Source organism: Rhizobium sp. NXC14 (assembly GCF_002117485.1).
In the GTDB taxonomy this organism is placed as follows: Bacteria; Pseudomonadota; Alphaproteobacteria; order Rhizobiales; family Rhizobiaceae; genus Rhizobium.
In genome coordinates this window covers 121,006-147,938 of sequence record NZ_CP021030.1, presented here as the reverse complement: position 1 = coordinate 147,938, position 26,933 = coordinate 121,006, and the positions used below count along the sequence as shown (strand labels likewise).

Sequence of the window (26,933 nt, the reverse complement as noted above, 5' to 3'; positions counted from 1 at the left end):
AGCCTCCATGCGCAGCAAAGTCCTGAAGTCCTGCCTCGCCCTTGCGATCGCTCTGGCCGCATCCATGGGAACCTTAGAATTTGCTCATGCGCAGGCGGCCAAGGGGCCGAGCGGCCTGCCATTGCCGCGCTTCGTCACATTGAAATCGAAGCGCGTCAACCTGCGCATCGGCCCGGGAACGGACTTCGCCGTATCGTGGATGTATCTGAAATCCGGCCTTCCGGTGGAAATCATCCAGGAATACGACAATTGGCGCCGCATCCGCGATGCCGATGGTACTGAAGGCTGGGTCAATCAGTCGCTGCTATCAGGGCAGCGCGCAGCGATCGCCGCGCCCTGGATGAAGACGAAGGGCAAGGGCGTCTATGTCAATCTGCGCCGTGAGGCGCAGCCCTCCGCCTCGATCGTCGCCAAGCTGGAACCCGGCGTGATGCTGACGATCGGCGAATGCAACGGCGATTGGTGCCACGCAGAAACCGACGGCGCCGCGGGCTGGGTGGCGCAGTCGGAAATCTGGGGCGCCTATCCCGGCGAAGCCTTCAAATAAGCCCCGCCTGTTTGGCGGCCTCGGAAAGCGAGGTCATCGGGCGCGGGCCGATCTGCTGGATGACAATGCCGGCGGCGAGACAACCGAGCTTGCCGCAATCCTCGAGGGACCGTCTCTGCGTGTAGCCATAGAGGAAGCCGGAGGCAAACAGGTCGCCGGCACCCGTCGTATCCACAACCTCCCGGATCATGATCGCATCGACGTAATAACGCTCCCGGCCCTTCAGGATGACGGCGCCGTTCTCGCTCATCGTCACGGCGGCGATCTTGCAGTCAGCGGCGATCCTGTTCAGCGCCTCTTCGAAATCGTCGGTCTCGTAAAGCGACAGCGCCTCCTGGCGATTGGCAAAGACGATATCGACCTTGCCGGAGCGCATCAGATCGAGGAACTCGCCGCGGTACCGATCGACGCAGAAACTATCGGACAGCGTCATCGACATTTCCCGGCCGTTTTCATGGGCGATGCGGGCGCAGTCGAGAATCGCCTCCTTGGCGCGCGGCGGATCCCAGAGATAACCTTCGAAATAGGTGACCTTGGCATCGGCAACGACATCGGCCTCGACATCCTCAGGACCGAGTTCGACGCAGGCGCCGAGATAGGTATTCATCGAACGCTCGCCATCCTCGGTGACGAAGATCATCGAACGCGCGGTCGGCGGGAAGGTGCCCTTCGGCTTCGTCTGGTAGTGAACGCCCTGGGCGCGAATGTCGTGGGTGAAGATGTCGCCTAGCTGATCTGCAGCGACATTGCCGAAATAGGCCGCCCTGCCGCCGAGGTTGGCAACGCCCGCCGCCGTGTTGCCGGCGCTGCCGCCGGAGGCTTCGAGAGCCGGCCCCATGCGTGAATACAAGAGTTCGGCGCGTTCGGCGTCGATGAGGTTCATCGCCGCCTTCGTGATCTGGTTGTCAATGAGGAACTGATCGTTGCAACGGGCGATGATATCCACGATTGCGTTGCCGACCGTCAGAACATCGAATCTTGTCATGAAATGGGGGGTCCCGGATTTGTGATAGCCGGGGTTCGGTCTTAGCGAAATTTCCGCGGTTTGGAAGGACAAATGGTGAATGGCGCATCTATTTCTTCGCAAAAGTGCCGCTCATTCGTCACGCCCCTGTCATCTTCGAAATCTAGAAATACTCGCAGGAACACCGGCATGAGCAGCTTTCAGTTGCAGCCGGGCACCCGAGGGATGACCCCTTCGATCTTACCGGCGCGATGCTGACCACGGATGAACTGGCAGCTTCGCGATTCGGGCATCCGGCAAGGCCGGATGCGGAAAAGCGGGCGGCGCTTGCCTTGCTGCTCGAGCGCCGTGCGTCCGTTCGGGCGCGCAAAGGACGCTCTCACTCTTTAGATCTACGCATCGGACTTACCGAAAATCGATTCCGATTTTCGGGCCAATGCTGTAGAGGTCGGATACTCCCCTTCCCCGCAGAGCATCCCGCCTCATGTCAGCCATCATTCTCGACGTCCTTCCTATCTTCATCCTGATCCTCATCGGCTGGGTGATCGTTCGCAGCGGCCTGATGGCATCGAATGTCGGCGACGCGCTCAGCGAATTCGTCTTCAAGATCGCCGTGCCGCTTCTGCTCTTCCGCACCATCGCCGAAGCGGATTTCCACGGCGCCTCCCCTTTCCGGCTCTGGATCGTCTATTTCTCCGGCGTCGCCATCACCTGGACGGCCGGGCATATCGCCGCCACACGGCTTTTCGGCCGCGACGAACGGATCGGCGTACTTGCCGGGGTGTCCTCAGCCTTTGCCAACAACGTCTTCATCGGGCTGCCGCTCGTTCAGCGGACCATCGGCGACGAAGGGCTGGTGGCGTTGTCGATCCTGCTTGCCGTGCATCTGCCTGTCATGATGGTCGCCGGCACAGTGCTGATGGAGCACGCGGAGCGCAAGATCGCCGGCAAAAGCGACCGCAGCATGGTGTTCGTGCTTCGCCAGATCGTCATCAATCTCATACGCAATCCGCTGGTCATCGGGCTTGCGGCCGGCATGGCCATGCATCTTTCCGGCCTTACCATGACGGCGACGCTGGCGACGGTCGTCAATCAGATCGCCGGCATTGCCGGTCCGGCGGCGCTGATCTCGCTCGGCATGGCGCTGGAGAGATACGGCGTCTCCGGCAATTTCGGCATTGCCAGCGTCACCTCGAGTTTAAAGCTGCTGCTGCTGCCCGGTTGCGTCTGGGCGGCGAGCCATCTCCTCGGCCTCAGCCCTGCATGGACGGCAGCGATCGTGCTGACCTCGTCGGTGCCGACAGGCGTCAACGCCTGGCTGATCGCCAACCGGTTCGGCGTCGGCCACAGCCTCGCCGCCTCGACGATCACGGTGACAACGGCGCTCGGCGCCATCACGGTCTCGCTCTGGGCTTATTTCCTGGGCGCCTGAGCGGGTCTCGGCATAATAAGAAAAGCCCGGCTTGCGAGCCGGGCTTTTCCATGAATGCGATCATCATGCCGTTCACTGCGTGGCCGTTTTCGGATCCGGAAGCGGCACCGGCGAATCAGCGAGCGTGTGCAGGTAGAGGATGACGTTGGCGCGATCCTGATCCTTCGCCAGACCGGCGAAGCCCATCGCGGTGCCTGGAACGTCCTTCTTCGGCGCCAGCAGGAACTTGTTGAGGTTCTCGAAAGTCCACTTCTCGCTGCCGCCCTTGGAGAAATCCTTCATCGCAGCGGAATAGGCAAAGCCCTCATGCGAGGCGATCGGGCGATCTACGACACCAAAGAGGTTCGGACCGACCTTGTTCGGTCCGCCTTTGGTGCCGTCATGACAGGCCTGACACTTCTTGAAGATCGCTTCACCGGCCTTGGCATCTGCAGAAGCGAGCAACTGGGCGATCGGAACGGCAGCAGCCGGCGCAGCTTCACCGCCGGCGGCAGGCGCCTCTTCGGCAACGATCGCGAAACCTTCCTTCTCCGGCGCTTCGGAATGGAAGATCCCCTCGGACGCGATGGAGACCGACATCAGAACGAAAATCGTTCCGAGCAGTGCCCCCACGGCCGTATTGACGTATGAATTCATCTGCAATGCTCCCCTTGCAGCCGGCAGACCAGAACCGGACCATCTTGAAATCGCGCGGAACCTATGTCTTTTGACTGTTCGTTGCAACTGTCTAAATGGTCTTATGCGTGAGACTTTTTGACACTTTTCAGCCCGGAATAGAAGGCCCGAACAATGCGTGATTCAAATTTCGACGACGTGCTCGTATTGATCCCGGCACGGATGGCCTCCACTCGGCTTCCGGGCAAGCCGCTCGCCGATATTTGTGGACTGCCGATGATCGTGCAGGTGGCGATGCGCGCAAAAGAAGCCGAAATCGGCCGGGTCGTCGTCGCCGTCGACGATCCGCAGGTGTTCGATACGGTTGCCGCCGCCGGCTTCGAAGTCGTCATGACCAGCAAGGATCATCAATCCGGCTCGGACCGCATCTTCGAGGCGTTGAAGAAGGTTGATCCGGACGGCAGGGCGAAGTTCATCGTCAACGTCCAGGGCGACCTGCCGACAATCGAGCCGGAAACGGTGCGGGCGGCCTTGCGCCCCCTCGAGAACGAAGCGGTCGATATCGGCACGCTGACCATCGAAATCGATAATGAGGAGGACAAGACCGCGCCCCACATCGTCAAGGTCATCGGCTCTCCGATTTCCGACACCCGCCTGCGCGGCCTCTACTTCACGCGCGCGACGGCGCCCTACGGCAAGGGGCCGCTGTACCATCATATCGGCCTCTACGCCTATCGGCGCGCGGCGCTCGAACGGTTCGTCTCGCTCGGTCCGTCGACACTCGAAAAGCGGGAATCGCTGGAACAATTGCGGGCGCTGGAGGCCGGCATGCGCATAGATGCCGAGATCGTTGACACGGTTCCGCTCGGTGTCGATACTCCGGCCGACCTCGAAAAAGCGCGACGCATCCTCTCTGCACGGCAGAACTAACGGGACTATCATGAACATCAAGACCAACAGGATCGCCTTCCAGGGCGAATTCGGCGCCAATTCCGACATGGCCTGCCGCGACATGTTTCCGACAATGGAGCCGCTGCCCTGCCAGACTTTCGAGGATGCCTTCACGGCGGTCGACAATGGCGACGCCGATATCGCAATGATCCCGATCGAGAATACCATTGCCGGACGCGTCGCCGACATCCATCATCTGCTGCCGGAATCGCGGCTGCATATCATCGGCGAATATTTCATGCCGATCCGCTTTCAGCTGATGGTTCTGCCCGGGGTCACCAAGGATGAGATCCGCACCGTCCACAGCCATATCCACGCCCTCGGACAGTGCCGCAAGATTGTGCGCGCTCACGGCTGGAAGCCTGTCATCGCCGGCGATACGGCCGGGGCGGCAAAATTCGTGAAGGAAACCGGCGATCGCTCGATGGCGGCGCTTGCTCCGCGCCTTGCCGCTGATCTCTACGGGCTGGAGATCGTCGCCGAGAATGTCGAGGACACGGAAAACAACGTCACCCGTTTCGTGATCCTGTCGCGCGATGAGGAATGGGCGCAACGCACTTCGGCTGAGGAAAAGGTCGTCACCACCTTCGTCTTCAACGTTCGCAACATTCCGGCTGCGCTTTACAAGGCGCTCGGCGGGTTTGCGACGAACAACATCAACATGACGAAGCTCGAAAGCTATCAGCTCGGCGGAAAATTCGTGGCGACGCAATTCTACGCCGATATCGAGGGCCATCCGAACGATCCGAACGTTCGCCGAGCATTGGAGGAGCTGCGTTTCTTCTCCGAAAAGGTGCGCATCCTCGGGGTCTACAAGGGGCATGTGATGCGAGGCCTGCTTTAACAGGCCTTGCGCTCTCTCATTATTTATCCGGCTCGCATACGCGGAGCCGATGCCCGTCCGGGTCGAGCACGACGAAGGTCGGGCCGAAATCGAGTTCAGTCAGTTCCTGGGCAATCGGCAGGCCACGCTGACGCCAGTCATCATATTGCCTGGCGACGGCATTTTCTCCCGCCAGCATGAAGGCCACTTCGCCTCGATTGCCGATGGCCGAGGGCTGCGGCTCGACCTTGCTGCGCCGCCAGAGACCAAGGGTGAAGCCGCCATCGAGCGGGAAGGCGACGAAATTCGGCGCTTCGACGGCCGGCTCGCGGTTCAGGAGGTTCCGATAGAAGCTCGCGCTCTCTGCCGGATCCTTGACATAGAGAATTATCAGATTGGGGCTGGTCATTTCGGTTCTCCCGTTGCAGTAAGTTGGGTCGGCGAGATTTCCTGCTGCCAATTTATGGCAGCAGGAAACAAAAGGCGCTGCAAAGGCAACGCCCGTTCTCGGCGAGTGGATGAGTTGGACAATCAGATATTTAGAGCGGGAACCGGTCCTGGAGGCGCGGGTTGCGCCCATCCATGAAACCGAGGTCGCGCTTGCGGGAATCCGGTATGGCTTCGATATCGAGTTTCGAGCGGTTGCTCTCGGAGAACCGGAAAAAGCTCATAGCCAGGCGCAGTCGGCCGGAGCCTGCCGACTGCCGGACGTCAGCAAAGGTTTCGGCCGAAATGATATCGGCAAAGCTGTCGGAGGCGAAGCGATCACCGGCCTGTTGAATGACTGGCGGCGTTACCATGATCAGTACTCCTTCCCAAGCGCATCGGCACGATGCGCTAAACCTGGATGTCACAGCGTCCTTGCGCGTCCGAAGACGCGCGGCGCTGTAGTAAAGTGAGACTGATAATAGCTCTCCCTGCTGACAGTTTATGGCAGCAGCGTTCAGGTCTCCAGCGGCACGTCCTGCGTCTCGCGCCATTCCTTTAGGAGCGCTGTGCGGCGACGGGGATAACGCATCTCATGGACCGCCATATCAATGATGCGATCGGTGCGGAAATGGCGGAAATCCTGGCGCAGTTCGCACCAGGCCATGATGATGCGCACATGCTCGAAATAGCCGAGCGCGAAGGGCCAGACACGGCGACGGGAGATACGGCCCTGCTCGTCGCCGTAATGCAGTTCGAGCACGCGCTCCAGACGGATCGCCTTGCGGATAGCCGAAACATCGGCCCTGTCCTCGTCCTGGCGCTTGCGGCCGACGAAGAGTGTCGCCGAATCGACCATGTCACGCATGTCGGCCGGCAGCACGGCGACGATCTTGGCGAGCGCATCGGCGCCGGCGCCGGCAAGGCGCGGCTCGGCCGCGCGGGCCACCCAACGCGAACCGAGCACCAAGGCTTCCAGCTCTTCTTCGGAAAACATCATCGGCGGCAGCATAAAGCCGGGCTTCAGCACATAGCCGATGCCCGCTTCGCCTTCGATCATCGCGCCCTGGGCCTGCAGGCTGGCAATATCGCGATAGAGCGTGCGAAGACTGACGCCGGTTTCCTGGGCAAGAACAGTTCCAGTCACCGGCCGCCGATAACGCCGAAGCGTCTGCAGCAGCGTCAGCAGCCGTTCCGAGCGGGCGACCGGCATGGTGTTACCGCTTCCACTCCGCCCAGTCGCGCATCAGGCGGTGGGCGATCGCCCCTTTCGGCGGAGAGGCCTTGCCCGTCGCACTCGGGCGTTCCAGCATCTCAATTGTTTCCTCGCGGGTGAACCAGCGGCAATCCTCGAGTTCCGTCTCGTCGCGCGTAATTTCGGTCGATTTGGCCTCAGCGTAACAGCCGATCATCAGCGAATGCGGCATCGGCCAGGGCTGCGAGGCATGATAGCGGATGCGGCCGGTGCGGATGCCCGATTCCTCCAGCGTTTCGCGGCGCACGGCATTCTCGATGGTCTCGCCGGGTTCAACGAAGCCCGCAAGACAGGAATACATTCCGGGCGCAAAATGCGGGCTGCGGCCAAGCAGGCAGAGGCCGCGCTGCTCATCGATCGTCAGCATGATGACGACGGGGTCGGTTCGAGGGAAGATCATGTGTTCGCAGGCGGTGCAGACGCGCTTGTAGCCGCCGATATGAATCTCCATCGCCGCGCCGCAACGGCCGCAAAAGCGGTTGTCGCCATTCCAGCGGATGAGGCTTGCGGCCTGAGCGAATTCGCCGAGCAAGACTTCGTCGATCAGCATCTCGCGAAACAGCGTGCGGCCGTCGGCCGGCTTGTATTGGCTGGCAAGGTCCTCGACGTCGATGCCGACGGGAACGGCAAGGCGCGGCTCGCCTGATTTGCGGTAGCCGAGCAGCACAGTCTCGTCCCAATTCGGCTGCAATTCCTGCAGTTCGTAACGGGCAAACAGCGGATCGAGCACCTGGCCGTCATGTTTCAGCACCAGCTTGTCCTGGGCGAATGCGAAGATATGGGTACCGTCCTTTGCCAGCGCCCTTTCGACGGAATGTTCGTCCCGGTGTTCGGAATCGCGATTGAGGTCGTTGGCGGCAAAGGCAGTGAGATTGCTGGGTTCCGGATGCGGCACATCCGAATCGAAAAGCGAATGGTTCATGATGAAAGGGCTTCCCGCAGCTTTGCTGTGAATTCGTCTCTCCTTGCGTCCTCGTAAGGCTCGGCGCGCTCGAAACCCCAGACGGGACCCGGCCAGTTGGCGTCGCCTTCGAAGCGGGCAACGACATGAACATGAAGCTGGCGGACGATATTGCCAAGAGCCCCGACATTGATTTTTGTCGCGCCGGTGATTTCCTTCAAGGCCTTGGCGACGAGATCGGTCTCGAAGGCGAGCAGCACCTGATCGAGCGGCGTCAACTCGAAGATTTCGGTAATTCCAGCCCGGCGCGGGACCAGAATGAGCCACGGCCAGCGGGCATCCTTGGATAATCTGAGATCACAGAGACCGGTGACCATGATGCTGACGCTGTCGTTTTCCAGCCGGGGGTCGAGCACAAAACCGTCCAAGGGACATTCCTCCTGTCTTTTCCTAGGACTAGCAGTTTTTTTGGATGTTGGCTTGCTTTTGATGACGATATTGCCGATATGTGCATCCGGGAGGTTGGTGGTGGACGAGCCACTCGCCAACCGGGTCAGGTCCGGAAGGAAGCAGCCCTAACGAGCCCGGCACGGGTCATCGTGCCAGCCTCCCACCTTCTCTCCACGAAATGCTCGACAATTCGAGCGACAAGCAGGGCGATGAGCGATACCGAGCGACAATCAAAAGATGCCGCCTCGACGGGCACCGGATACCGGGTGCTGGCTCGCAAATACCGCCCCAAGGATTTCACGGACCTGATGGTCGGCCAGGAGCCGATGGTCCGCACGCTCACCAACGCCTTCGAGACCGGCCGCATTGCCCAGGCCTATATGCTGACCGGCGTGCGCGGCGTCGGCAAGACAACGACGGCGCGCATCCTGGCGCGAGCGCTGAACTTCAAGACAGCCGATATCGACAAGCCGACGATCGACCTGCGCGTGCCGGGCGAACATTGCCAGGCGATTATGGAAGGCCGGCATGTCGATGTGATCGAAATGGATGCCGCTTCGCATACCGGTATCGACGATATAAGAGAGATCATCGAACAGGTGCGCTACCGGCCGGTTGCGGCCCGCTACAAGGTCTATATCATCGACGAAGTGCACATGCTGTCGACCCAGGCCTTCAACGGTCTGTTGAAGACCTTGGAAGAGCCGCCGGAGCATGTGAAGTTCATCTTCGCCACCACTGAGATCCGCAAGGTGCCGATCACCGTGCTGTCGCGCTGCCAGCGCTTCGACCTGCGCCGCATCAGCGCGTCGGACCTCGTCGGGCTGTTCACGACAATAGCGGCCAAGGAAGGAATCGAGGCGGAAGCGGATGCGCTGGCGATGATCGCGCGCGCGGCCGAAGGCTCGGCGCGCGACGGCCTGTCGCTGCTCGACCAGGCGATCGCCCATGGCGCCGGCGCCGTGCAGGCTGAAGCCGTGCGCGGCATGCTCGGCCTTGCCGACCGCGCCCGGATCGTCGATCTCTTTCAGCATGTCATTAAGGGCGACGTGGCGGCTGCCCTCGGCGAATTCCAGAGCCAATACGAGGCCGGCGCCAATCCGGTGGTCGTGCTCACCGATCTCGCCGATTTCACCCATCTGGTGACGCGGCTGAAATATGTGCCGGATGCGGCAAACGACCCTTCTCTGAGCGAGATCGAGCGCACCAAGGCGGCGGAATTCGCCAGGGGTGTTGCGGTGACGACGCTGTCGCGCATCTGGCAGATGCTGCTGAAGGGCATTCCCGAAACCGAAGGTTCGTCGCGCACGGCGGGCGCTGCCGAAATGGTGCTGATCCGGCTTGCGCACGCGGCGCATCTGCCGGCGCCCGAGGATGCGGCGCGGCGGCTTGCCGAGTTTTCCGGCGACAATGCCGGCCAGCGGCCCTCCTCGCCCTCGGGCAACGGCGGCGGCAACGGAACGCGGGTTCCCTATCAGAGCAGCGTTGCCGCACGGGCGACGGAGCCGACACCACGGCCGCAGCCCTCGGGGCCTACCGCGATGCTGCGCGCCGTGCCTAATCCGGAGCCGCAGAATATCGGTCGTACCGAGGCAAAGCCCGCAGAGGCTCCGAAGCCGCTCGTGCGTGTCAATTCCATCGCCGATATCGTCGAGCTTGCGGCCGAGAAGCGCGACGTCAAATTAAAGGCGCTGGTGCGCAACTTCGTGCGGCCGGTCCGTCTTGAGCCCGGCCGGCTTGATGTGAACCTCACCGAAGGCGCGCCGAATACGCTGCTCAACGAGCTCGCCGTCAAGCTCAAGGAATGGACTGGAATCCACTGGATCGTCAGCACCAGCCGCGAGGAAGGCGCGCCGACGATGGTGGAGGCGGAAGCCAGGGCGCAGGAACAGCGCGTCAGCGATGCGCGTCAGGATCCCGATGTCGCGGCAATCCTGGCGCATTTCCCCGGCGCCAAGATCATCGACGTGCGCGTGCGGGCGCCCGAACCGGAGGAGGAAGGCGAGTTGAAGCCGCCGGCCGCCGCCGAATCCGAGGAAGGTGACATTCTGCCCGGCGACGACATAGAATTTTGACGTTTCAACAAGGAGCGAGACGATGCGCGACATCATGGGCATGATGGGCAAAGTCAAGGAAATGCAGGCCAAGATGGAGCAGATGCAGGCGGAGATCGCCGAGCTGACGGCCGAAGGCAAGGCGGGCGGCGGCCTCGTCACCGTCGTCATTTCAGGCAAGGGCGAACTCAAGAGCCTGAAGATCGACCCCTCGCTGTTCAAGGAAGACGACGTCGAGATCCTCGAGGACCTGATCGTTGCCGCTCACAAGGACGCCAAGGACAAGGCCGAGTCGCTCGCCGCCGAAAAGACCAAGGCGCTCACGGCCGGCCTGCCGATCCCGCCCGGCTTCAAGCTGCCGTTTTGATAGCAGGCAATTGGTCTTCCTTTTGACTGCAGTTCCGATAGCCGATGCTGCTATCGGGCCGGCGATCCCCACAGAACGCCGTTCTTAACGCTACGCTTCTAGCGTCGCCCGTAGCTTATAGTGAATGGGAGCCGCGAGATATCGCGACCGGTCTGCCTCCGAAAGCCGTTGGCCGAATGTTTTCATAAGCTCCGGCATCGTCACCCTCTCTCCGGAAAAGGGATGATACTCGACCGTCACTCCGGCCTCGACCACGCCGCCTCTGACGACGCGGCAGTAAATGCCGGGGCGGGCGGCCACCGTATGGCGCTTGACGAATTTCGGATCGGCCATCCTGGCCGCAAAGGTGGCGCAGGGAATGCGGCAGGCGGTGGCCTCAAGAATAAGATCGCCTGCTATGAATCGGTCGCCGACGGCGACGTCGCGGTTGTCGAGCCCTGAGATCACCATGTTTTCGCCGAAGGTGCCGGGTTCATGCGGCCGGCCAAGCTCCCTGCTCCACCAGTCGAGCGTCAGCGATCCCTCGACATAAACCGCCTGATCGACGCCGCCGTGATGTTTGCGGTTGCAGATGGCATCGCCGACCAGACCCTCGGCATCGATCATCACCGCGCCGTTGACGGCATGTTTGAAGATACCGGTCTTGTAGCTCTTGTCGGCCAGCTTTTCCGCATTGCCGATGCACAGCGCCAGGATTTTCATGGGACGGCCGATCCTTCCGCGATTCCGTTTTCGTTCCATATCAGTTAAGAACGGCGCATGGCAAAACGAGTCACCGGACCCGAAATCGAAAAACTCATCCAGCTTCTGGCGAAGGTGCCGGGCCTCGGGCCGCGCTCGGCGCGCCGGGCAGCACTGCATCTGATCAAGAAGAAGGACCAGTTGCTCGGGCCACTGTCGAACGCGATGGGCGAAGCCTATGACAAGGTGAAGATCTGCTCGCGCTGCGGCAATGTCGATACAACAGACCCTTGCACCGTCTGCACCGATACGCAGCGCGATCAATCCGTCATCATCGTCGTCGAGGACGTTTCGGACCTCTGGGCGCTGGAGCGGGCGGGCGCAATGAACGCCGCCTATCACGTGCTTGGCGGCACGCTGTCGCCGCTCGACGGGATCGGGCCCGACGATCTCAATATCCGCGGACTGATCGACCGGATCGGCGAAGGCGGCATCCGCGAGCTGATCATCGCGGTCAATGCGACCGTCGAGGGGCAGACGACGGCGCATTACATTACCGACCAGTTGCAGGGGCTCGACGTGAAGATTACGCGATTGGCGCATGGCGTGCCTGTGGGCGGCGAGCTCGACTATCTCGATGAGGGCACGCTCGCGGCCGCGCTGCGGGCACGGACGGTGATATGAGGGGATTGTTTATGCTGCGAATATTCGCGCTCGGCATAACGGCCGCGCTCCTCCCCCTCACCTCCCACGCAGCCCCTTCCAAAGCCGATGTCGAGGCACAATTCCAAAAATGGGTGCAGAGCGACCTCTGGCCCGAAGCAAAAGCGGGCGGTGTTTCCGAGAAGACCTTCAAGGCCGCTTTCTCAGGCATCACGCTGAACTGGAACCTGCCGGATCTCGCCCCGCCCGGTTTCCCGCCGCCGAAGGAGCAGAAGCAGACGCAGGCTGAATTTTCCTCGCCCGGTCCCTATTTCAACGAAGACCGGCTGAAGAAGCTCGCAGCGACAGGGCGCGGCTTTGCGGCGCAGTATGGCTCGACGCTGAAACGGATCGAAAAGACTTATGGCGTGCCGGGCTCGATCGTGCTTGCCATCTGGGGCCGCGAGACCGGCTTCGGGGCAGCGAAGATCCCGGAATCGGCGATCGAAGTGCTGGCGACCAAGGCCTTCATGTCGACGCGCAAGGAGATGTTCCGGACCGAACTGGTGGCGGCGCTGCATATTCTCGACGGCGGCGACGTCGCGCCTTCCGATTTCAAAGGGTCTTGGGCCGGCGCACTGGGGCAGCCGCAATTCATGCCGACGAGTTATCTGAAATATGCCGTGGATTTCGATGGCGATGGCCATCGCAACATCTGGACCTCGGTGCCGGATACGCTCGCCTCGATCGCCAACTATCTGGTCAAGAAGGGCTGGCAGCGCGATCGGGACTGGGGTTTCGAGGTGTCGATACCCGAAGCGGTCTCCTGCGCGCAGGAGGGGCCTGATCTGGCAAAGCCGCTTTCGCACTGGGCCTCGCTCGGCATCGAGCGCATCTCCGGCAAGGCCTTTCCCTCAGGTGAGATGAAGGCTCAAGGGATGATGCTGGTGCCGGCCGGCAGCGACGGCCCGGAATTCATCGTCACGCCGAATTTCTATATCATCAAGGAGTATAACAACTCCGACCTCTACGCGCTTTATATCGGCAATCTCGCCGACCGGATCGCCTCGAACGGCGGCGCCTTCGAGGGCCAGTGGGGCGATGTCGGCAAGATGCTGCGTTCGGATGTGGCCGCCATGCAGAAGGCGCTGGAGCGGCAAGGTTATGACGTCGGCGGCACCGACGGACTGCCGGGCTACAAGACGCGGCGCTCGATCGGCCAGTGGCAGGCAAAGAACGGCATGAAACCGACATGCTTTCCCGAAGCCAGCATGAAGGGCGAGCTGAAGTAGCCGGATTCACAGGTTGCGCTTCAGTCCTTCGTGGCTGGCGACAAAACCGAGCTTCTCGTAGAAGCGGATCGAGTCTTTCCGTGTCTTGTCCGATGTCAGCTGCACGAGGCCGCAGCCGCGCTCGACGCATTGGGCGACCGCCCATTCGATGAATTGCGCGCCGAGGCCGGCTGCCCGAAACTCTCTTGCGATACGCACGCTTTCGATCTGCCCGCGCCACATACCGGTTCGGGAGAGGCCGGGAAGAAAGCTCAGCTGCAGGCAGCCGACGACCTGGTCGGAGGCGTCGGTTGCGACAGCCAGCAACTGGTTGGCGTCCGCCTCGATCGCCGCGACGGCCGAAAGATAACGCGCATCGACGGGATCGGAGACGATTTCCCTGGCGGCGCCGAGATCGTCATCGGCGAGAAGCCTTACGATGGCTGCGAGATCGGATAGACGGGCGAGCCTGAAACTGTACATGGCTGCTCTCAATGATGCAGATCGATCGGCGCCTTGTGGAAGACATCGTCGCCTGGCGGGATGGCCTGGCGCTCGATCATGCGGTGGACATGGGGCGGGCCTTCACCGCGATGGAGCGCGCGCAGCCGGTCGATGTTTTCGGCATCGGCCTGGGTGCGCCGCTGGTTGTGTCTTATGTACTCGACCCAGGTCGGCGTATGGTAGCTTTCCGTCCAGAGGCCAGGATTTTCGAGATCGCGCATCAGCGCCCAATGCCGGGCGCCGTCGCGGATGCGGATGCGGCGGCGCTCGCCCATCAGCGCCATGAATTCCGCCAGATCGTCGTCGGCGATCTCGTAATCGACCTGAATGACGATCGGGCCGCTGCGCGGGGTGATGTCGAGGCTTAAGGCCGGCGCGGTGAAGCGGTTCAGCGGATCGAGATTGAGCGAGGCGAAGGCCGGCATCGAAAACCGCAGCCCGATCGCAATGCCAAGCAGCAGGACGACCGACGCCATCAGCAGCGCATCGGCGACGCCATAGCGGTCCGCCGCAACACCCCAGAGCCAACTGCCGCCGGCAATGCCGCCGAAGGTGACGGTCTGATAGAGCGACAGCGCGCGCCCGACCACCCAGCGCGGCGTCGACAGTTGGACGATGGTGTTGAAGAGCGAAAGTGCGGAGACCCAACAGGCGCCCGAGATGAGCAGCCCGGCTGATGTGAGGACGGCGCTCGGGCTGATGGCGGCGATGACGGCGCTCAATGCAAAGCCGGCAAAGGCGAGGCGGATGATCGTCTCGCTGGACAGCGCCTGGCGAATTCTTGCACTCAGCACCGCACCACCGATCGCGCCGATACCGAAGGCGCCGAGCATGAAGCCATAGGTCAGCGGACCGCCGGCAACGAGATCGAGCGCGACGACTGGCAGCAGCGCCAGGATGGAGCTGGCGCCGACACCGAATATAAGGCCCCTGACCAGAACCTTTTCGAGATTGGGCGACATCGAGACGTAGCGCAAGCCGGCAAAGATCGCGCTGCCGAGCGCCTCACGCGGCAGGGTCGAGACCGGTGTGCTCGGCCGCCAGCGCAGCAAAGCGTAGATCAATGGGAGGTAACTCAGGGTGTTGACCGCGAACGCAGCAGCAGCACCCGCCGCCGCCACGATGGCGCCGCCGATCGCCGGGCCGACGCTGCGGGTGATATTAAAGCCCATGCTGTTCAGCGTGACGGCGCCCGGCAGATCGGCGCGCGGCACCATGTCGCCGACCGAGGCCTGCCATGAAGGGTTGTTGAGCGCCGTGCCGCAGCCGATCAGGAAAGTGAAGAAGAGCAGCAGCCAGGGCGTTATCCAGCCGAGAAGGGCTGATGCGGTCAGCAGCGCCGACACCACGAGCATCATGCACTGCGCCGTCAGCATGACCCGGCGTCGGTCGAAATTATCGGCGAGCGCGCCCGATACCAGGGAAAACAACATGATCGGCAGCGCCGTCGAGGTCTGAACCAACGCGACCATATCCTCCGAAGCGGTGATGGTCGTCATCATCCAGGCAGCACCCACCGCCTGGATCAGGCCGCCGAAATTCGAGGAAAGGCTGGCAAACCAGATGGCCCGATAGGTATCGTGCCGCAAGGGCGCCAATGTCGCTGAGGTGTAGGCCACGATTTCTCCCGCTTTTGTTTTTGAGACCCACCGGCAATATATGCGCAAGACCTTCGCTGGCCATAGCCTCGTTCGCCTTGCCGGAAGCGATTTGGCGGAATCGGTCGCAGACCTTGCAATTTCGGAAAAACCCGACTATATGGCTCTCAAATTCTTGATCGCTTGATGAAGAGTGGGCCGCAAGGACCCGCTCTTTTTTATTAGCTCGATCGCCTGAACAGCTTGAAATTGCGAGGAGCGCCGCTTGTCGGACATGACAAACGCAGACAACGAACTTGAGCCGCGGCTGATTACCGAAACCGGGCTCGACCAGCGTCTTGCCGACATCATCGAACCCGTTCTCGTCGGCATGGGTTTCCGGCTCATCCGCGTGCGCATGCTGAACCAGAACGGCGCGACGATGCAGGTGATGGCCGAGCGCAATGACGGCACGATGACGGTTCAGGACTGCGAAGCAGTCTCGATGGCGATTTCTCCCGTCCTCGATGTGGAAGATCCGATCGATAAAGAGTATCATCTTGAGGTGTCTTCGCCTGGCATCGACCGTCCGATGGTGCGGAAATCCGATTTCGTCCGCTGGCAAGGCCACCTTGTAAAGTGCGAGACGTCGATCATGATCGGCAGCCGCAAACGCTTCCGCGGCAAGATCGTCGAAGCAGACGCCGATGGATTCACGCTCGAGCGTGACCAGGTCGCCTACGGGGAAGAGCAGAAGGTTATCATTCCCTTCACGGCGCTTAGCGATGCGAAGCTCATTCTGACCGACGATCTGATCCGCGATGCGCTGCGCGCCGACAAGCTGGCGAAAGCGCAGGCCGCCAACCAGAACGAAGCAGACGACCAGGAATAACCGATCAACAGACCGCTCCCAGGGACGGGAACCCTGGAGTAAAGACGGAGAAACAAGACAATGGCAGTCAGTGCGAACCGGCTCGAACTTCTGCAGATCGCAGATGCAGTGGCGCGCGAAAAAGTCATCGACCGGGAGATCGTGCTTGCCGCAATGGCCGATGCCATCCAGAAGGCGGCGCGCTCCCGTTACGGCACCGAATCCAACATCCGGGCCGACATCAATCCGAAGACCGGTGAAATCCGTCTGCAGCGCCTGCTCGAAGTGGTCGACAAGGCCGAGGATTATTCGACGCAGATCCCGCTGGAGCTTGCCCGCGACCGCAATCCGGACGCAGCCCTCGGGGATTTCATCGCCGATCCGCTGCCGCCGATGGATTTCGGCCGCATCGCCGCACAATCCGCCAAGCAGGTGATCGTGCAGAAGGTGCGTGAAGCCGAGCGCGACCGCCAGTTCGACGAATTCAAGGATCGCGTCGGAGAAATCGTCAACGGCACCGTCAAGCGCGTCGAATACGGCAACGTCATCGTTGATCTCGGCCGTGGTGAAGGCATCATCCGCCGCGACGAAATGATCCCGCGCGAGAACGTGCGCTATGGCGATCGCGTCCGTGCATACGTATATGATGTCCGTCGGGAGCAGCGTGGTCCGCAGATTTTCCTGTCGCGCACGCATCCGCAGTTCATGGTGAAGCTCTTCACCATGGAAGTGCCTGAGATCTATGACGGCATCATCCAGGTGAAGTCGGTCGCCCGTGATCCGGGCTCGCGCGCCAAGATCGCGGTGATTTCGAACGACTCGTCGATCGATCCGGTCGGCGCCTGCGTCGGCATGCGCGGCTCGCGCGTCCAGGCCGTCGTCGGCGAACTCCAGGGTGAGAAAATCGACATCATCCCCTGGAGCCAGGACCCGGCGACCTTCGTGGTCAACGCCCTGCAGCCGGCGGAAGTGGCCAAGGTCGTTCTCGACGAGGACGCCGAGCGCATCGAAGTCGTCGTTCCCGACGAGCAGCTGTCGCTTGCGATCGGCCGCCGTGGCCAGAACGTCCGCCTTGCTTCGCAGCTGACTGGCTGGGATATCGACATCATGACGGAGGCCGAGGAATCGGAACGCCGTCAGAAGGAATTCAACGAGCGCACCAACCTGTTCATGGATTCGCTCGACGTCGACGAAATGGTCGGCCAGGTTCTGGCGTCCGAAGGCTTTGCCGCCGTCGAAGAACTGGCCTATGTCGATCTCGACGAGATTTCCTCGATCGACGGTTTCGACGAAGAGACCGCGCAGGAAATTCAGCAGCGCGCCCGCGAATTCCTCGAGCGTCTCGAAGCCGAGATGGACGAGAAGCGCAAGGCGCTCGGCGTTGAGGACGAGCTGCGCCAGATCGACGGCATGACCGCCCAGATGATGGTGGCGCTCGGCGAGGACGGCATCAAGACGATCGAGGATTTCGCCGGTTGTGCGGCCGATGATCTCGTCGGCTGGAGCGAACGCAAGAATGGCGAAACGAAGAAGTTCGAAGGCCTGTTCTCTAAGTTCGACGTCTCGCGTGTCGAGGCCGAGCAAATGATCGTCCAGGCCCGCCTCGCGGCTGGCTGGATCACCGAAGAGGACCTGGCGAAGGGGACCGAAGAAGAGGTCACCGAAGCCGAACAGGAAGCATGATGACCGCGCATGAGCCGAACGTTCTTCCCGAGGACGACGATCTTGCAGGGTATGACGTGAACGGACGCATGTGCATCGTGACGCGCGAGAGCGGATCGCCGGAAGAGCTGATCCGCTTCGTCGCGGCTCCCGACGGAACCGTCGTCGCCGACCTGAAGCGCGAGCTTCCGGGACGCGGCTGCTGGGTGAAAGCCGACCGGTCGCTGGTCGACAAGGCGGTGGCGAAGAAGCTTTTCGCCCGGGCGCTGAAAGCGGAAGTGAAGGCGGCGGACGATCTCGGCGCAAGCGTCGACCGGCTGCTGGCGGCGCAATTGATGCAGATGATGAACATGGCGCGCAAAGCGGGCCAGTTCGTCAGCGGTGCCTCGAAAGTGGATGCCGCGGTCAGAAGTGGAGCAGCCCTTGCGGTGTTCCACGCAACTGACGCAGCGGATGATGGAGTGCGAAAAATCGACCAGGCCCGCAAGGCCTGGCACCTCGGAATGGAGACCGAGGAGGAGATACCTTCCTACCGTTTCTTCTCGGAGAGCGAAATGGAAGGCCTGATGGGCCAGAATGCTTTTATCCATGCCGCAGTGCTTGCAGGGCAGGCGGGTGAGGGTGTAGTGAAGCGCGCAAAGATGCTCGAACAGTACCGTATTGGCGGTCAGTCCCGGGCAGCGGGCGGCGCTGGCCGGCAAAAACAATGAGGCGGTCACCGGCATCGGCCGGTTTCATTCTCATTGATCGACAGTATTTGAACGACAGGGTCTGATCTAGTCATCGCTCCCTGTCCGAAGGAACGGGAACGAATGACCGATAGTAACGACGACAAGACACTCAGCGTAACGGGCAAGAAGACGCTCACCCTGAAACCATCAGGGATGAGCCAGGGTACCGTTCGCCAGGATATGGGTCGGGGTCGCACCAAGGCGGTCGTGGTCGAGACCCGCAAGCGGCGCCCGATGCGCCCGGAAGACGAAAAGCCGATCACGCCTGCGGCCCCCGCAGCCCCGGTTCGCGCAGCCGAAGCGGCGGCGGCACCTGCTCAGGCGCGTCCGCAGCAGTCGACGCCGGCACCCCGGATTCATCAGCCCGGTGGCGGCCAAGCCAACCAGCGTCCGCAGCAGTCCTATCAGCAGCCGCGTCCGAACGATCGCCCGCGCCCTGTCGTGCTGAACCATCTGTCGCCTGAGGAAATGGATGCGCGCCGCCGTGCGCTTGCCGAATCCCAGGCGCGTGACGCCCAGGATGCGATCCGCCGCGCCGAGGAAGAAAAACGCCGCGCCGCCGAAGAGGCTGTCCGCAAGGCAGCCGAAGCGGAGGATGCCGCACGCAGGGCGGCCGAAGAGGCAGCCCGGCAGGCCGAAGCGGCCGCTGCTGCTGCCGCCGAACCGGCAGCCGCTGCAGCCGCGCCGGCTCCGGCAGTGACCGAAGCCCGTCCGAGCACGCCGCGGCCGGCATCATCGGCTCCGGCTGCCCGCCGGCCTGATGGAGCAGCGCCCGCTGGCGCCCGTCCGACCCCCGGCGCCGCCACACCGATCGGCACCCGTGGCCGCCGCGATGATGATGGCGACGACGATCGGGGCGCCGCGCGCGGCGGTCCGGCCCGTGGCCGCATCGTCCGTCCGGAACCCGCAAAGCCGGTAACCACGCGTCCGAAGACGGATGACGAGCGCCGCCGCGGCAAGCTGACGATCACCACTGCCGATGTGGACGGCGAGGACGCCGGCCGCAGCCGTTCGCTTTCGGCGATGCGCCGCCGGCAGGAGAAGTTCCGCCGCAGCCAGATGCAGGAAACTCGAGAGAAGATTTCCCGCGAAGTCGTCCTGCCTGAGACCATCACCATTCAGGAACTGTCGCAGCGCATGTCCGAACGCGCCGTCGACGTCATCAAGTACCTGATGAAGGAAGGCCAGATGATGAAGCCGGGCGACGTCATCGACGCCGACCTTGCCGAACTCATCGCCGGCGAATTCGGCCATACCGTCAAGCGTGTCTCTGAATCCGACGTCGAACTCGGCATCTTTGACATCGCCGACGTTGAAGGCGACCGCGTTTCGCGTCCGCCCGTCGTCACCATCATGGGCCACGTCGACCACGGCAAGACCTCGCTGCTCGACGCCATCCGCCATGCCAACGTGGTTGCCGGCGAAGCCGGCGGCATCACGCAGCATATCGGCGCCTATCAGGTGGAGCAGAACGGCCAGAAGATCACCTTCATCGACACCCCCGGCCACGCCGCCTTCACGGCGATGCGTGCCCGCGGCGCGCAGGCGACCGACATCGCGATCCTCGTCGTGGCAGCTGACGACAGCGTCATGCCGCAGACGATCGAATCGATCAATCACGCCAAGGCAGCCGGTGTTCCGATCATCGTGGCGATCAACAAGATCGACAAGCACGAAGCCGATCCGCAGAAGGTGCGCAACCAGCTTCTGCAGCACGAAGTCTTCGTGGAATCGATGGGCGGCGAAACACTTGACGTCGAAGTGTCGGCCAAAACAGGCAAGAACCTCGACAAGCTGCTCGAAGCCGTTCTGCTGCAGGCGGAAATCCTTGACCTCAAGGCCAATCCGAACCGCACCGCGGAAGGCACCGTCATCGAAGCCCAGCTCGACCGCGGCCGCGGCGCGGTTGCCACGGTTCTCGTTCAGAACGGTACGCTGAAGCCGGGCCAGATCATCGTCGCAGGCGACGTCTGGGGCCGTGTGCGCGCCCTCGTCAACGACAAGGGCGAGCATATGAAGGAAGCACCGCCGGCGATGCCGGTCGAAGTGCTTGGCCTTTCCGGCACGCCGCAGGCGGGCGACAAGTTCGCCGTGGTCGAGAGCGAAAGCCGCGCCCGCGAAATCTCGGAATACCGCCAGCGTCTTGCCCGCGACAAGGCGGCTGCCCGCCAGTCGGGACAGCGCGGTTCGCTGGAACAGATGATGACGCAGATGCAGAGCACCGGCATCAAGGAGTTCCCGCTCGTCATCAAGGGCGACGTGCAGGGTTCGATCGAAGCGATTGCCGGCGCGCTGGAAAAGCTCGGAACCGACGAGGTCCGTGCCCGCATCGTCCATTCGGGCGCAGGCGGCATCACGGAGTCGGATATTTCGCTCGCCGAAGCCTCGAACGCGGCCATCATCGGCTTCAACGTTCGCGCCAATGCGCAGGCGCGCCAGTTCGCCGAACGCCAGGGCATCGAGATCCGCTACTACAACATCATCTACGACCTCGTGGATGACGTGAAGGCAGCGATGTCGGGCCTGCTGTCGCCGGAACGGCGCGAGACCTTCATCGGCAATGCCGAGATCCTGGAGGTGTTCAACATCACCAAGGTCGGCAAGGTCGCAGGCTGCCGTGTCGTCGAAGGCAAGGTCGAGCGCGGGGCGGGCGTCCGCCTTATCCGCAACGACGTCGTCGTTCACGAAGGCAAGCTCAAGACCCTCAAGCGCTTCAAGGACGAAGTCTCCGAAGTGCCGATGGGCCAGGAGTGCGGCATGGCCTTCGAAAACTACGAAGACATGCGCGTCGGCGACGTCATCGAGTGCTTCCGCGTCGAACATATCACGCGCACGCTCTAATCCTCTGCGTTCCAGCAGCTTGACAAAAGCCATCCGCTCTCCGGCGGGTGGCTTTTCTACCTGCCGGCTTGACCTTTTCAGCCAAAAGAGTCATGGACGCTCTCCTTTGACGGGTTCGATTCCCAGCCGCATCGGCAAACAGAGATAACAATGACCAGACCAACATCCTCCGCGCCTTCGCAGCGCATGCTGCGCGTTGGCGAACAGGTCCGCGCCGCGATCACCCAGGTGCTGCAGCGCGGCGAAGTGCGTGACGACATCATCGAGGCGACCGTTATTTCGATCTCCGAAGTGCGCATGTCGCCCGATCTCAAGATCGCCACGGCTTATGTGACACCGCTCGGCGTTTCCGACCACAGCATCGTCATCGAGGCATTAAACCGCCATGCGAAGTTCATCCGCGGCCGGCTCGGGCCGCAGCTTCGGCAGATGAAATACATGCCGGAGGTGCGCTTCCGGGACGACACCAGCTTCGACAACTACAAGAAGATCGACGAGCTCTTGCGTTCGCCCGAGGTGAGCCGAGATCTCGACGGCGACAACGACGAACAATAATAGAAGAGACTGATGTCCAAACCACGCAAACCCAAGGGCCGGCCGATTTCCGGTTGGCTGATTCTCGACAAGCCGGTGGATTTCGGCTCGACGGAAGCCGTTTCCAAGATCAAGTGGCTCTACAAGGCGCAGAAGGCCGGCCATGCCGGCACGCTCGATCCGCTCGCCTCCGGCATGCTGCCGATCGCGCTCGGCGACGCGACCAAGACGGTTCCCTATGTAATGGACGGCCGCAAGATCTATGAATTCACGGTGAGCTGGGGAGAGGAGCGCGCGACCGACGACCTCGAAGGCGAGGTCACGCAGACATCCGACAAGCGTCCGACCGAACAGCAGATCCGCGACATCCTGCCAAAATATATCGGCACGATCAGCCAGGTCCCGCCGCAGTTTTCCGCCATCAAGATAGCGGGTGAACGCGCATACGACCTGGCGCGCGAAGGGGAAGCCGTCGAGATCCCCTCGCGCGAGGTGGAGATCTTCCGGCTGACCCTGCTTGCCTGCCCGGACTCCATTACCGCGCATTTCGAAGTGGAATGCGGCAAGGGCACCTATGTCAGGGCGCTGGCCCGCGATTTCGGCCGCGAGCTCGGCTGCTACGGCCATATATCAGGGCTGCGGCGCACCTTTGTCGCGCCCTTTTCGGAAGACGCCATGGTGCCGCTCGCAAACCTCGTGGCACTCGAAGCGATCGAGGATATGGACGAGCGGCTTGCCGCCCTCGACGCGCTGCTCATCGACACCTGCGAAGCATTGTCGGCCCTGCCTCATCTCGTCATCAACGAAGATCAGGCGCACCGGCTGAAGATGGGCAATCCGATCCTGGTGCGCGGCCGCGATGCGCCGATTGCTGAAAGCGAAGCCTATGCGACGGCACGCGGCAGGCTGATCGCGATCGGCGAAATCGGCCAGGGCGAGTTTCGACCGAAGCGGGTTTTCGCCTGAGTCCGTTACCACTGACGATTGTCAGGCGCTAGCGATGCGATATCTTCCTTTCGGGCAATAGCGCCCGAGGGGCCATGGTGGCCCGACAAGGGGATGAAAATGCGCGCAACCGCTATCGGAGTACTGACGTTCTTTTCGATGTTCCTGACCATCGCCGGCGCTCAATCCGCCGAGCGCTGGGCCGAGCTGCCGGCCTTTCCTTCGATGCCCGCGGCGACGACGAGCGGCGTGGCCGATGTTAACGACATCAAGATGTATTATGCCGAATATGGTGAAGGCGAGCCGATCCTCTTCATCCATGGCGGCCTTGGAAATGCCGACGTCTGGGGTCACCAGATCGCCGATTTCGCCAGGGATCACCTGGTCATCGTCGCCGACAGCCGCGGCCATGGCCGCTCGACGCGCAGCCAGCAGCCTTTCGGCTACGATCTGATGACATCGGATTACGTGGCCCTTCTCGACCATCTGAAGATCGGCAAGGTGACGCTGGTGGGATGGTCGGACGGCGGCATCATCGGCATCGACATGGCAATGAAACATCCGGAAAAGCTGACCCGCGTCATTGCCCAGGCGGCAAACGTCACGACCGACGGCGTCAAGGCCGACGTCATGGAAAACCAGACCTTCAAAGCCTACATCGATGTCGCCGGCGATCAGTACCGAAAGCTTTCGCCGACGCCGGACGAGTACGATGCCTTTGTCACGCAGATCTCCCACATGTGGGAGACCCAGCCGGCATGGACGGCCGCCGATCTTGGAAAGATCACGGTTCCCGTCACGCTCGCGATCGGCGATCACGATGAAGCCGTCAAGCTCGATCATACGGAATTGATGGCCAAGGAGATTCCCGGCGCCAAGCTCGTGATCCTGAAGGATGCCAGCCATTTCGCCATGCTGCAGGATCCCGAAGGTTATGATGCAATGATCCGGGACGCCATGGCGGGCCGTTGAAAGCGGCTGCGGGGGTCCCCTCTTTCCATCGCTGCAGATTTGGTTTATAGGCAGCGCCAGCGTCAGGTTCGCCTGCTCGCATTCACGGCCAAAGCTGGACGGCATCCCGGCTTGTGGCGACTTCTTCTCCTCTCATAGAAAGGAACGTCCGATGTCGATCACTGCTGAGCGCAAGGCTGCGCTGATCAAGGAATATGCAACCGCCGAAGGCGATACCGGTTCTCCGGAAGTCCAGGTTGCGATCCTGACCGAACGCATCAACAACCTGACCGAACACTTCAAGGACCACAAGAAGGATAACCATTCCCGCCGTGGCCTGCTGACGATGGTTTCGAGCCGCCGCTCGCTTCTTGATTATCTCAAGAAGAAGGATGAAGGCCGCTATTCCAAGCTGATCAACAGCCTGGGTATTCGCCGTTAAAATTGTCCGGCGGACGCTTTGAGCGTCCGCCGGATCTGTTTCGGGACGACGCTCCCGATGAAATGTTCCGCCCGCGCCCTATCTCATGCGGTGGAACGACCGGCAGGCCCGGATGGGCCGGTTCTGCCAAACCAACCGTTGACCTGTCATGGGGCAGGATTGCCGGATGCTTTCGGCCAAAGCTCTCCAAGGCTTTGGCCTAAGTTTCTCAGGAACTCTCAAGTTCGGGAAACTGCCGATGAAAAGCCTCCCGTTGTCTTGCCCGTGATACGTCACATTGATTGCGGTCGACTGTGCGCTGCGCCCTGATATCGGCGATGGCGCGTGCTCCCGCATTGAAGGACAAGATATGTTTGATACACACACAGTGGAAATCGAGTGGGCCGGCCGCCCGCTGAAGCTCGAAACCGGCAAGATCGCCCGTCAGGCGGACGGTGCGGTTCTCGCCACTTACGGCGAGACCGTCGTTCTCGCCACCGTCGTCTCGGCCAAGGCGCCGAAGCCCGGCCAGGACTTCTTTCCGCTGACCGTCAACTACCAGGAAAAGACCTACGCGGCCGGCAAGATTCCCGGCGGCTATTTCAAGCGTGAAGGCCGTCCGAGCGAAAACGAAACGCTCGTCTCCCGCCTGATCGACCGCCCGATCCGCCCGCTCTTCCCGGAAGGCTACAAGAACGACACGCAGGTCGTCGTCACCGTCGTCCAACACGACCTTGAAAACAATCCCGACATCCTGTCCATGATCGCCTCTTCGGCGGCGCTGACGCTTTCCGGCGTTCCTTTCATGGGTCCGGTCGGCGGCGCGCGCGTCGGCTACATCAATGGCGAATATGTTCTCAACCCGCATCTCGACGAGATGGATGAGTCGAGCCTCGACCTCGTCGTCGCCGGCACCTACGACGCCGTGCTGATGGTCGAGTCCGAAGCCAAGGAACTGCCCGAAGACGTCATGCTCGGCGCCGTCATGTTCGGCCACAAGGGCTTCCAGCCGGTTCTCGACGCGATCATCAAACTCGCCGAAGTCGCCGCCAAGGAGCCGCGCGACTTCCAGCCGGAAGACTATTCCGAGCTCGAAGGCGAGATGCTGAAGCATTTCGAAGCAGAACTCCGCGAAGCTTACAAGATCACCCAGAAGGCCGATCGCTACGCCGCCGTCGACGCCGTCAAGGCAAAGGTCAAGGCGCATTTCCTCCCCGAGGAAGGCGAAGCCAAGTATACGGCCGAGGAAGTCGGCGCGATCTTCAAGCACCTGCAGGCCAAGATCGTCCGCTGGAACATCTTGGACACCAAGAGCCGCATCGACGGCCGCGATCTTGAAACCGTTCGTCCGATCGTTTCGGAAGTCGGCCTTCTGCCGCGCACGCACGGTTCGGCGCTCTTCACGCGCGGCGAAACGCAGGCGATCGTGGTTGCCACGCTCGGCACCGGCGAAGACGAACAGTATGTCGACAGCCTGACCGGCATGTACAAGGAGCGCTTCCTGCTCCATTACAACTTCCCCCCCTTCTCGGTTGGTGAGACCGGCCGCATGGGCTCCCCGGGTCGCCGCGAGATCGGCCACGGCAAGCTCGCATGGCGTGCGATCCGTCCGATGCTGCCTTCGGCGGAGCAGTTCCCCTACACGCTGCGCGTCGTTTCCGAGATCACCGAATCCAACGGCTCGTCGTCGATGGCAACCGTCTGCGGCACGTCGCTGGCGCTGATGGATGCAGGCGTCCCGCTCGCCAAGCCGGTTGCCGGTATCGCCATGGGCTTGATCCTCGAGGGCGATCGCTTTGCCGTCCTCTCCGACATTCTCGGTGATGAAGACCACCTCGGCGACATGGACTTCAAGGTTGCCGGCACGGCCGATGGCATCACTTCGCTGCAGATGGACATCAAGATCGCCGGCATCACCGAAGAGATCATGAAGGTCGCTCTCGGTCAGGCCAAGGGCGGTCGCGCCCATATCCTCGGTGAAATGTCCAAGGCGATCACCGAAAGCCGCGGCCAGCTCGGCGAATTCGCTCCGCGCATCGAAGTCATGAACATCCCGGTCGACAAGATCCGCGAAGTCATCGGCTCCGGCGGCAAGGTCATCCGCGAAATCGTCGAAAAGACCGGCGCGAAGATCAACATCGAGGACGACGGCACCGTCAAGATCGCCTCCTCTTCTGGCAAGGAGATCGAAGCAGCCCGCAAGTGGATCCACTCGATCGTCGCCGAGCCTGAAATCGGCCAGATCTACGAAGGCACTGTCGTCAAGACCGCCGACTTTGGCGCTTTCGTCAACTTCTTCGGCGCCCGCGACGGCCTCGTCCACATCTCGCAGCTCGCTTCCGAGCGCGTCGCCAAGACGACTGATGTCGTCAAGGAAGGCGACAAGGTCTGGGTCAAGCTGCTCGGCTTCGACGAACGCGGCAAGGTTCGCCTGTCGATGAAGGTCGTCGACCAGGCTACTGGCCAGGAGATTCCGAACGAGAAGAAGAAGGAAGAAGCGGCCGAATAAGCCGCCTC

Annotated in this window: 27 protein-coding genes and 1 other RNA gene; 18 read left to right on the top strand and 10 right to left on the bottom strand. The window is 61.9% G+C overall.

Translation table 11 applies throughout. The features are described from left to right. The first annotated feature begins 7 nt into the window (after positions 1 to 7). The gene (locus NXC14_RS00720; protein ID WP_011423530.1) at positions 8 to 547 is read left to right on the top strand and encodes an SH3 domain-containing protein; all 540 of its coding nucleotides are present in this window, start codon (positions 8 to 10) and stop codon (positions 545 to 547) included. Here NXC14_RS00720 and NXC14_RS00715 read toward each other — a convergent pair. Beyond that, complete coding sequence (locus NXC14_RS00715) at positions 540 to 1,532, bottom strand: adenosine kinase (protein WP_085779917.1); 993 nt, start codon at positions 1,530 to 1,532, stop codon at positions 540 to 542. The genes NXC14_RS00720 and NXC14_RS00715 overlap by 8 nt on opposite strands. A 463-nt stretch (positions 1,533 to 1,995) precedes the next feature. Here NXC14_RS00715 and NXC14_RS00710 point away from each other — a divergent pair, with 463 nt between their 5' ends. Further along, on the top strand, positions 1,996 to 2,943 hold the full coding sequence (locus tag NXC14_RS00710; RefSeq protein WP_085776529.1) for an AEC family transporter: 948 nt from the start codon (positions 1,996 to 1,998) through the stop codon (positions 2,941 to 2,943). 72 nt (positions 2,944 to 3,015) lie between these two features. On the opposite strand, the gene NXC14_RS00705 is transcribed toward NXC14_RS00710, so the two are convergent. Then, positions 3,016 to 3,579 (bottom strand): cytochrome c family protein, encoded by a 564-nt coding sequence (locus NXC14_RS00705; RefSeq protein ID WP_085776528.1) that lies wholly within the window; start codon positions 3,577 to 3,579, stop codon positions 3,016 to 3,018. A 153-nt stretch (positions 3,580 to 3,732) separates the two neighbouring features. On the opposite strand from NXC14_RS00705, the gene NXC14_RS00700 reads away from it, so the two are divergent. Together NXC14_RS00700 and NXC14_RS00695 are read left to right on the top strand one after the other, a co-directional pair. Beyond that, on the top strand, positions 3,733 to 4,488 hold the full coding sequence (locus NXC14_RS00700; RefSeq protein WP_085776527.1) for a 3-deoxy-manno-octulosonate cytidylyltransferase: 756 nt from the start codon (positions 3,733 to 3,735) through the stop codon (positions 4,486 to 4,488). Positions 4,489 to 4,498: 10 nt separating this feature from the next. Continuing rightward, positions 4,499 to 5,353, top strand: a complete 855-nt coding sequence (locus tag NXC14_RS00695) for a prephenate dehydratase (protein ID WP_085776526.1) — start codon at positions 4,499 to 4,501, stop codon at positions 5,351 to 5,353. A 19-nt stretch (positions 5,354 to 5,372) separates the two neighbouring features. Here NXC14_RS00695 and NXC14_RS00690 read toward each other — a convergent pair whose 3' ends face one another. From NXC14_RS00690 to NXC14_RS00670, 5 genes are all read right to left on the bottom strand, one after another. Beyond that, on the bottom strand, positions 5,373 to 5,741 hold the full coding sequence (locus NXC14_RS00690) for a VOC family protein (protein WP_085776525.1): 369 nt from the start codon (positions 5,739 to 5,741) through the stop codon (positions 5,373 to 5,375). Positions 5,742 to 5,871: 130 nt separating this feature from the next. Next, positions 5,872 to 6,132, bottom strand: coding sequence for a hypothetical protein (locus NXC14_RS00685; RefSeq protein ID WP_085776524.1), 261 nt, complete (start codon positions 6,130 to 6,132; stop codon positions 5,872 to 5,874). A gap of 143 nt (positions 6,133 to 6,275) precedes the next feature. Beyond that, entirely contained in the window at positions 6,276 to 6,971 is a 696-nt protein-coding gene (locus NXC14_RS00680; RefSeq protein WP_085776523.1) for a YafY family protein, read from the bottom strand. Between the two features lie 4 nt (positions 6,972 to 6,975). Further along, positions 6,976 to 7,935, bottom strand: coding sequence for an NAD(+) diphosphatase (nudC, locus tag NXC14_RS00675; RefSeq protein ID WP_085776522.1), 960 nt, complete (start codon positions 7,933 to 7,935; stop codon positions 6,976 to 6,978). Then, complete coding sequence (locus tag NXC14_RS00670) at positions 7,932 to 8,342, bottom strand: HIT family protein (protein ID WP_085776521.1); 411 nt, start codon at positions 8,340 to 8,342, stop codon at positions 7,932 to 7,934. The genes nudC and NXC14_RS00670 overlap by 4 nt, the downstream gene beginning before the upstream one ends. Before the next feature lie 89 nt (positions 8,343 to 8,431). Here NXC14_RS00670 and ffs point away from each other — a divergent pair. The 3 genes from ffs to NXC14_RS00655 all read left to right on the top strand — a co-directional run bounded on the left by ffs (position 8,432) and on the right by NXC14_RS00655 (position 10,785). Beyond that, positions 8,432 to 8,528, top strand: an RNA gene (gene ffs / locus NXC14_RS00665) — signal recognition particle sRNA small type. Between the two features lie 45 nt (positions 8,529 to 8,573). After that, on the top strand, positions 8,574 to 10,439 hold the full coding sequence (locus NXC14_RS00660) for a DNA polymerase III subunit gamma/tau (protein WP_085776520.1): 1,866 nt from the start codon (positions 8,574 to 8,576) through the stop codon (positions 10,437 to 10,439). 22 nt (positions 10,440 to 10,461) lie between these two features. Beyond that, positions 10,462 to 10,785: a YbaB/EbfC family nucleoid-associated protein gene (locus tag NXC14_RS00655; protein WP_085776519.1), complete on the top strand. Its 324-nt coding sequence runs from the start codon at positions 10,462 to 10,464 to the stop codon at positions 10,783 to 10,785. A 90-nt stretch (positions 10,786 to 10,875) separates the two neighbouring features. Here NXC14_RS00655 and NXC14_RS00650 read toward each other — a convergent pair whose 3' ends face one another. Then, the gene (locus NXC14_RS00650; RefSeq protein ID WP_198175489.1) at positions 10,876 to 11,487 is read right to left on the bottom strand and encodes an MOSC domain-containing protein; all 612 of its coding nucleotides are present in this window, start codon (positions 11,485 to 11,487) and stop codon (positions 10,876 to 10,878) included. Between the two features lie 57 nt (positions 11,488 to 11,544). Between NXC14_RS00650 and recR the strand changes: the two genes are divergently transcribed. Further along, positions 11,545 to 12,150, top strand: a complete 606-nt coding sequence (gene recR / locus NXC14_RS00645) for a recombination mediator RecR (protein WP_085776517.1) — start codon at positions 11,545 to 11,547, stop codon at positions 12,148 to 12,150. 11 nt (positions 12,151 to 12,161) lie between these two features. Beyond that, positions 12,162 to 13,400, top strand: a complete 1,239-nt coding sequence (locus NXC14_RS00640) for a lytic murein transglycosylase (protein WP_085776516.1) — start codon at positions 12,162 to 12,164, stop codon at positions 13,398 to 13,400. A 6-nt stretch (positions 13,401 to 13,406) separates the two neighbouring features. Here the strand turns inward: NXC14_RS00640 and NXC14_RS00635 are convergent, their stop codons facing one another. Continuing rightward, entirely contained in the window at positions 13,407 to 13,862 is a 456-nt protein-coding gene (locus NXC14_RS00635) for a GNAT family N-acetyltransferase (protein WP_085776515.1), read from the bottom strand. Between the two features lie 8 nt (positions 13,863 to 13,870). Next, positions 13,871 to 15,550, bottom strand: a complete 1,680-nt coding sequence (locus NXC14_RS00630) for an MFS transporter (protein ID WP_198175488.1) — start codon at positions 15,548 to 15,550, stop codon at positions 13,871 to 13,873. Between the two features lie 196 nt (positions 15,551 to 15,746). Here NXC14_RS00630 and rimP point away from each other — a divergent pair, with 196 nt between their 5' ends. The 9 genes from rimP (at position 15,747) to pnp (ending at position 26,925) form a co-directional block, all read left to right on the top strand. Beyond that, entirely contained in the window at positions 15,747 to 16,352 is a 606-nt protein-coding gene (gene rimP / locus NXC14_RS00625; RefSeq protein WP_085776513.1) for a ribosome maturation factor RimP, read from the top strand. Positions 16,353 to 16,412: 60 nt separating this feature from the next. Beyond that, the gene (nusA, locus tag NXC14_RS00620; RefSeq protein WP_064800221.1) at positions 16,413 to 18,014 is read left to right on the top strand and encodes a transcription termination factor NusA; all 1,602 of its coding nucleotides are present in this window, start codon (positions 16,413 to 16,415) and stop codon (positions 18,012 to 18,014) included. After that, positions 18,011 to 18,703, top strand: coding sequence for an RNA-binding protein (locus NXC14_RS00615; RefSeq protein WP_198175487.1), 693 nt, complete (start codon positions 18,011 to 18,013; stop codon positions 18,701 to 18,703). The genes nusA and NXC14_RS00615 overlap by 4 nt, the downstream gene beginning before the upstream one ends. A gap of 102 nt (positions 18,704 to 18,805) precedes the next feature. Continuing rightward, entirely contained in the window at positions 18,806 to 21,565 is a 2,760-nt protein-coding gene (gene infB, locus NXC14_RS00610; RefSeq protein ID WP_085776511.1) for a translation initiation factor IF-2, read from the top strand. Between the two features lie 150 nt (positions 21,566 to 21,715). After that, on the top strand, positions 21,716 to 22,120 hold the full coding sequence (rbfA, locus tag NXC14_RS00605; RefSeq protein ID WP_009993666.1) for a 30S ribosome-binding factor RbfA: 405 nt from the start codon (positions 21,716 to 21,718) through the stop codon (positions 22,118 to 22,120). A 12-nt stretch (positions 22,121 to 22,132) separates the two neighbouring features. Continuing rightward, entirely contained in the window at positions 22,133 to 23,065 is a 933-nt protein-coding gene (gene truB / locus NXC14_RS00600; protein ID WP_085776510.1) for a tRNA pseudouridine(55) synthase TruB, read from the top strand. Positions 23,066 to 23,164: 99 nt separating this feature from the next. Beyond that, positions 23,165 to 24,016: an alpha/beta hydrolase gene (locus tag NXC14_RS00595; protein ID WP_085779916.1), complete on the top strand. Its 852-nt coding sequence runs from the start codon at positions 23,165 to 23,167 to the stop codon at positions 24,014 to 24,016. Between the two features lie 151 nt (positions 24,017 to 24,167). Further along, a complete protein-coding gene (gene rpsO, locus NXC14_RS00590) occupies positions 24,168 to 24,437 on the top strand; it encodes a 30S ribosomal protein S15 (RefSeq protein WP_009997779.1) in 270 nt (89 codons plus the stop codon). Between the two features lie 349 nt (positions 24,438 to 24,786). Then, on the top strand, positions 24,787 to 26,925 hold the full coding sequence (gene pnp, locus NXC14_RS00585; RefSeq protein ID WP_085779915.1) for a polyribonucleotide nucleotidyltransferase: 2,139 nt from the start codon (positions 24,787 to 24,789) through the stop codon (positions 26,923 to 26,925). Positions 26,926 to 26,933: the final 8 nt, after the last annotated feature.